General features: G+C 70.8%; 6 protein-coding genes. 4 read left to right on the top strand and 2 right to left on the bottom strand.

The genetic code is table 11. The features are described 5' to 3' along the window. A partial coding sequence (locus C1I98_RS42105; protein ID WP_199537457.1) for a lysozyme family protein occupies window positions 1-518 on the top strand: 518 nt, incomplete at its 5' end. A gap of 22 nt (window positions 519-540) precedes the next feature. On the opposite strand, the gene C1I98_RS35220 is transcribed toward C1I98_RS42105, so the two are convergent. Both C1I98_RS35220 and C1I98_RS35215 read right to left on the bottom strand, forming a co-directional pair. Next, the gene (locus C1I98_RS35220; RefSeq protein ID WP_111171643.1) at window positions 541-903 is read right to left on the bottom strand and encodes a TPM domain-containing protein; all 363 of its coding nucleotides are present in this window, start codon (window positions 901-903) and stop codon (window positions 541-543) included. Between the two features lie 5 nt (window positions 904-908). After that, window positions 909-1,211 carry a hypothetical protein gene (locus C1I98_RS35215; RefSeq protein ID WP_146607831.1) on the bottom strand — a complete coding sequence of 101 codons (303 nt, stop codon included), beginning with the start codon at window positions 1,209-1,211 and terminating at the stop codon, window positions 909-911. A gap of 349 nt (window positions 1,212-1,560) precedes the next feature. On the opposite strand from C1I98_RS35215, the gene C1I98_RS35210 reads away from it, so the two are divergent. From C1I98_RS35210 to C1I98_RS35200, 3 genes are all read left to right on the top strand, one after another. Then, window positions 1,561-2,250, top strand: coding sequence for a nuclease-related domain-containing protein (locus C1I98_RS35210; RefSeq protein ID WP_233508453.1), 690 nt, complete (start codon window positions 1,561-1,563; stop codon window positions 2,248-2,250). 277 nt (window positions 2,251-2,527) lie between these two features. Next, window positions 2,528-4,366, top strand: a complete 1,839-nt coding sequence (gene ilvD, locus C1I98_RS35205; protein ID WP_111171639.1) for a dihydroxy-acid dehydratase — start codon at window positions 2,528-2,530, stop codon at window positions 4,364-4,366. 59 nt (window positions 4,367-4,425) lie between these two features. Continuing rightward, the coding region (locus tag C1I98_RS35200) for a WYL domain-containing protein (RefSeq protein ID WP_233508452.1) at window positions 4,426-4,810 on the top strand (385 nt) is incomplete at its 3' end.

The raw sequence follows: 4,810 nt of genomic DNA, 5'->3' as shown, positions 1-4,810 counted from the left end.
GGCCCGCGTCCACGACGCCCACCGCCACCAGGGGCGAGACCGTGGGCGACCCGACGGGCCGCTGGCTGCGACTGGACTCCGACATCCCCAGGGAGTACCGCTCGCTGATCGTGCAGGCCGGCACGTACTGCGCGCAGCACGGCCTTAGTCCCCCGCTGATCGCGGCCATGCTGAAGGCGGAGTCCGGCTTCGACCCCGCCCTCACCGACCACCCGGCCGACGAGTACGGCATCGCCCGCTGGACCCCCGGCGTGCTGTGGCACTGGCAGCCCGGCGGCCTGCAGAGCCCCAAGCCCTCCCCGCCGCTCGGCCCGGAGCTCTCGATCCTTTCCATGGGCCGTTTCATGTGCGGGCTCGGCCCCAAGATCAAGGACATTCCCGGCGACCCGGCGCTCAACCTGGCCGGGCTGTTCCGCAGTGGCGTCGATCCGATGCACCGCGACAACGGGGTGCCGGAGCGGTGGCGGGAGTACCTCGGCAAGGTCGCGAAGTACATGGACGACTACCGGCCGCGCTGACCCTCCCGGCGGCCGGCCGGCCTCACCGGGGGCGGGCCGCGTGTTGCGCGAGGGCGCTCAGGCCGTAGACCACGCCGCCGGCCAGGTCACCGCCGCTGAAGGCGGTGGCCATGGACAGGGCGATCGCCTGGCAGCGCGCGTCGGGCAGGCGCCTGCGGGCGCGTTCGCCGGTGACGATCTCCAGCCCGCGGCCGGCGGGATCGACGAACAGGAGCACCGCGCCGGCCGCCTCCTCGCCCAGCGCGGCGTGCAGCCGCTCGGCGTAGTCGCGGTGCCCGGCGGGGGCCGGGCCGATGTAGACGGCGAACCGCAGGCCCGTACGCCGCTCCGCCTGCCGTACGGCCTGGCGGACGTCGTCGGCCTGGGGCATGGACAACCGGCGCATCACGGTCACCAGCCCCCCGAGGCCCCGCCGCAGGCCCGGCCGGGCTCGGCCGCCCCGGCGAGCGCGGGCCAGTCATGATCCGGGACGTCGATCCAGGCCGGACGCCGATCCAGCAGCACCACTCCGGAGTCGCTCACCCCGTGCTCGCCGCCGCCCGGCCCGCCGAACCACACCGGGCCATCGGCCGCTCCCCTGGCGGCCCGCGCGCCCATCGCCTTGGCGGACAGCAGCACCACCAGCGAGATCACGATGAACACGACCGATGAGATCCCGATGAGGGGGCCCAGCACCCCGATCGCGCCGTCCATCCGTTGAACGTAACCGTCCGGCGCGGGCGCGTCCACGCGTTAGGATCACGATTCGGTGGCCGCCGTCGCCGGGCGGAGCGTGCCCGGGCTCCGGAGTTGTCTAGAGAGGATAGGGATAGATACCCGGTTTTCGGTATGGCGAAGCAGGTGAAGGCAGCCACAAAAGTGTGAACCAGGGAAGACTAGGCAACCTATCAGCGACTCGGCTACGGTGAGTTACGTGGATCTCGGCCAAGTTCCAGAAGACGGTCACACACAGTCACCAATTTGGGTGAGTGACCGGCCGGCACAGTCGTCGGCTCGCCCCACCCCGGCCCCCTCGACGTTCGCTCCGATCGAGCGCGCGTCGTTGCGCAGTCTGCTGCAGGAGCCGAAGTACCGGCCGCTGAGGCGCCGAGCGCTGATCGCGCTCCTCGGCGGCATTCTGCTCGGCGTCCTGCTGTCCGACTGGCGTGCGGGAGTCACCGGTGCGGTGATCGCGGCGATCGCCGACACCGTCTATCGCGCGCGATCGGCCTCCTCCGTGCCCGCGTGGCGACGGCCCTCCGTCGCCGAGCGCCGCACGGAAGCCCAGCTCAAGAAGCTGGAGCGAAGCGGCTATCGCACACTGCACGCCCGTGCCATCCCCGGCAGCGAAGCGCAGATCGATCATCTGGTCATCGGTCCTACCGGGGTGTACGCGGTCGACTCGGAGAAATGGGACAAGCGGCTGCCCGTCCGCGTCCAGTCGGGCAAGAAGCTCTTCCACGGACCGTTCACCCAGAAGCCGCGCCTTGTCGAGGCGGCGTGGGAGGCGGCCCAGGCCAGCCAGCTGATCGGCGAGAAGCTGGGCAGGGAGCTGGTCGTGGTGCCGTCGCTGGCCATTTATGGTCCGGCCATTCCATGGAAGATCCTCACAATCCGCGACGTCGACGTCTTCGAGGGCAGCCGGGTGCGCCGGTGGATCACCAAGCGGGAGCACTCGCTCACCGACGAGGAGATCGGGAAGATCTACGAAGCGGCCACCGAGGTGCTGCCACCGCGCTACGCGGAGAGCTGACCCGGCGGCGGGCCGCCCGTCTTCCCGCCCTGTCACGCCGGCCGTACGGCGGCATGCCGGGGCCTTGACGCACGGGGTGCGCACCTGCGCCCGGCGCGTGTGGGCGCCAAGAGGCGCTTGTCGTGCGCCCTGACGCATACGCGGTGGCATGTCTGTGCAGCGACGACGTCAAGTCCGTCCGACGCGTGGACATGACGTCTCATGCACCGGGCGCACGCCGTACCATTTGAAGACTCGCCTGTTTTCTCGCAGGTTCGTCTTCGATGGGAGATGCGTCATGCCTCCGCTGAGGTCGCGAACGGTCACACACGGCAGGAACATGGCCGGTGCCCGGGCCCTGCTCCGGGCGACCGGCGTATCGGGCAGCGACTTCGGCAAGCCCATCGTCGCGGTGGCCAACAGCTTCACCCAGTTCGTCCCCGGCCACGTCCACCTGCGCGAGGTCGGCGACGTCGTGGCCGGCGCGGTCAGGGAGGCGGGCGCGATCCCGCGCGAGTTCAACACCATCGCGGTCGATGACGGCATCGCCATGGGCCACGGCGGCATGCTCTACTCGCTGCCCAGCCGGGAGCTGATCGCCGACGCGGTCGAGTACATGGTCAACGCGCACTGCGCCGACGCGCTGATCTGCGTGTCCAACTGCGACAAGATCACCCCGGGGATGCTGCTGGCCGCGTTCCGGCTCAACATCCCGACCGTGTTCGTGTCCGGCGGGCCGATGGAGGCCGGCAAGACCCCCGGCCGCAAGCTCGACCTCATCGACCCGATGATCGCCGCCGCCGACGACTCGGTCTCCGACGAAGAGTTGCGGGAGCTGGAGGAGAACGCCTGCCCGACCTGCGGGTCGTGCAGCGGCATGTTCACCGCCAACTCGATGAACTGCCTGGCCGAGGCCATCGGCCTGGCCCTGCCCGGCAACGGCACCACACTGGCCACGCACGCCGCGCGGCGCGGCCTGTTCGAGCGGGCCGGCCATGCCGTGGTGGACCTCGCGCACCGCTACTACGAGCAGGACGACGAGACCGCGCTGCCGCGCGCGATCGCCACGCGCGAGGCCTTCGAGAACGCGATGGCGCTCGACGTGGCGATGGGCGGCTCCACCAACACGATCCTGCACCTGCTCGCGGCGGCCAGGGAGGCCGAGGTCGACTTCGGCCTCAAGGAGATCAACGAGCTGTCGCTGCGGGTGCCCTGCCTGTGCAAGGTCGCCCCGGCCACCGCGAAGTACCACGTCGAAGACGTCCACCGGGCCGGGGGCATCCCGGCCATCCTGGGCGAGCTCGACCGCGCCGGGCTGCTGCACCGCGACGTGCCGACCATCTCGGCCGCCACGCTCGGCGACTACATCGAGGCATGGGACCCGATGTCGCCGTCGGTGCTGCCCGAGGCCTTGGAGCTGTGGCACGCGGCCCCCGGCAACGTCCGCACGGTCAAGCCCTACTCCCAGGAGGCCCGCTGGGAGTCGCTCGACCTGGACCGCGCGGAGGGCTGTGTGCGCGACCTCGAACACGCCTACACCCGCGACGGCGGGCTGGCCGTGCTGCACGGCAACCTGGCCCTGGACGGCGCGGTGGTGAAGACGGCGGGCGTCGATGAGTCGATCTGGAAGTTCTCAGGGCCGGCGGTGGTCTTCGAGTCGCAGGAAGACGCGGTGGAGGGCATCCTCAACAACCGGGTCAAGGCCGGCGACGTCGTGGTCATCCGCTACGAGGGCCCCAAGGGCGGCCCCGGCATGCAGGAGATGCTCTACCCGACGTCGTTCCTGAAGGGCAAGGGCCTCGGCAAGGTCTGCGCGCTGGTCACCGACGGCCGCTTCTCCGGCGGCACCTCGGGCCTGTCCATCGGGCACGCCTCCCCGGAGGCGGCGGAGGGCGGCGTCATCGCGCTGGTCGAGGACGGCGACACGATCGACATCGACATCCCCTCCCGCACTCTGGAGCTCAAGGTCCCCGAAGGCGTGCTGGCGGCCCGGCGCGAGCGGCTGCTCGCCGAGCGGCAGGGATACCGTCCGCGCGACCGGCGGCGTTCGGTCAGCGTGGCGCTTCAGGCGTACGCGGCGCTCACCACTTCGGCCTCCACCGGAGCGTCGCGCGACCTCACCCAACTCTCCAGGTGAACGGGCCCCTACCGACGTTGTGTTCGAAAAATGTCGGTAGGGGATCGTAAAATATGGGTATGACAAACGTCATGGAGGCCCCTTCTCGCAGTCTGAATGCCGCCGAGATCGCTGCGCTCGCCCTCTCGCTCGCGCACCTGGGCGCCGGGCCGCAGTCGACGACCGCACGGCGCGGCCTGCGCCATGCGTTCGACCACCTCGACGTCGATGATGACGTCGTCGCCGCCACCCTCGCCACCCTGACGACCCCCCTGCCCGCCGACACCGCGGCCAGGACCAAGCTGATCGCCGACGCCATCACGGGCAGGCACGTGGTCCGGCTCCACTACCGCGACGCGGGCGACCGCGTCTCGGTCAGGGAGGTCGACCCGGTCACCTGCCTCGTCCACCGCGACCACTGGTACCTGGTGGGCATGTGCCGGCTCCGGCGGGCCATCCGGGCCT

The sequence above is a fragment of the Spongiactinospora gelatinilytica genome, from assembly GCF_003236385.1.
In the GTDB taxonomy this organism is placed as follows: domain Bacteria; phylum Actinomycetota; class Actinomycetes; order Streptosporangiales; family Streptosporangiaceae; genus Spongiactinospora; species Spongiactinospora gelatinilytica.
This window is presented reverse-complemented; position numbering and strand designations above follow the sequence as displayed.